The sequence below is a fragment of the Blastomonas sp. UPD001 genome, from assembly GCF_003426715.1.
Classification (GTDB): Bacteria; Pseudomonadota; Alphaproteobacteria; order Sphingomonadales; family Sphingomonadaceae; genus Blastomonas.
This window is the reverse complement of record NZ_QKVT01000056.1, coordinates 1-1,269: the sequence shown is the minus strand read 5'-3', so window position 1 is coordinate 1,269 and position 1,269 is coordinate 1. Positions and strand designations below refer to the sequence as shown.

The following is a 1,269-nucleotide window of genomic DNA, read 5'->3' as shown; positions in this document are numbered from 1 at the left end:
TCTCCCATCGCAACACCATCTTAGCAGGTGTTGCACTTGTTCCGTGAACTCAGGGCCGATCGACATGCGTGTCGAGCATGCGATATTCGAACATCATGTCGACGAAGCGAAGCCCCGCTTCGAGGAACTGGCTCTTGTACGCCTGATAGGCGAAGACCATGCCGACGGTGAACGATCCGGCAATGACCATGCTGATCGCGAGATAGACGAACAGCACCGTTTCCAGCCGCATCAGCGTCTGCCCCGCGACATCGGTCCAGGCATTGGTGCGGCCCATGCGGATGCCGGCATTGACCGTGTCGGCATGCTTGTTCTGCCACAGCGTCATGCGTTCGCCCAGGCGGCCGAACAGCTTGATCGTGCTCATGCCGCGCACCGTCTCGATCATCGTGCTCGCCTCGTCGGCGCGCGCGGCGATATAGTCGGTGGTGGCGTTGCGCAGCCGGCGATAGGTGGCGAAGCGGAAGGCGACGAACACGCCCAGGGTCGCCATTGCCACCAGGGTCAGCATCGGCGAATAATAGAACATGATGGCGAAGGTCAGCAGCGCCATGATCGCGTCGATCGTCGCGGAGACCAGCCCCTTGCTCATCAGGTCGTTGATCGGCTCGGTCGATTCGAAGCGCGAGATGATGTCGCCGGTGTTGCGCCGTTCGAAATAGCCGATCGGCAGCCGCAGCAGGTGGCGGAACAGGTCGGTGGTCATCGAGAAGCCGACCGCGCTCGAGACCTTGAGCAGGATCAGCTCGCGCAGCCCCCGTGTCGCAAAGCCGACCAGCTCGAGCGCGGCAAAGCCCAGCGCCAGCGCCAGGAGGAAACTCGTATCAAAGGCCGGGACCGCCTTGTCGATCGACAGCTGGAGAAAGAACGGCGCGGCAAAGGCGATCAGCTGCAGCAGCAGCGACAGGCCGATCGCCTGCATCATCGAGCTGTTCAACCCGCCGATATTGAGGCCGAGCTGCGACAGCCGGAGCCGCACCGGCTTGCCCATCTGCTTCAGCCCCTGGGTGGGGTAGAGCTCGAGCACCACGCCGGTCCAGTGCTTGGAAAGCTCCGCCTCGCCGATTTCCATCACCCCGCGCGCGGGATCGTGGATGATATAGCGCGTGCCCGAAAAGCGGCGGCGGATCGCTTTCAGCACCACGAAATGGTTGAGGTCCCAGTGCAGCACGGCGGGCAGCCGCACCTCGGGCATTTCCTCGATCTCGCCGCGCAAGGGGCGGCTGTGCAGGCCCAGCTCGTCCGAGACCTGCATCAGCTGCGCCAGCG

1 protein-coding gene is annotated in these 1,269 nt (G+C 63.5%); it reads right to left on the bottom strand.

Annotated elements, in window-relative coordinates; genetic code table 11:
- Positions 1-49 precede the first annotated feature (49 nt).
- A partial coding sequence (locus DM995_RS18330) for an ABC transporter transmembrane domain-containing protein (protein ID WP_232824543.1) occupies positions 50-1,269 on the bottom strand: 1,220 nt, incomplete at its 5' end.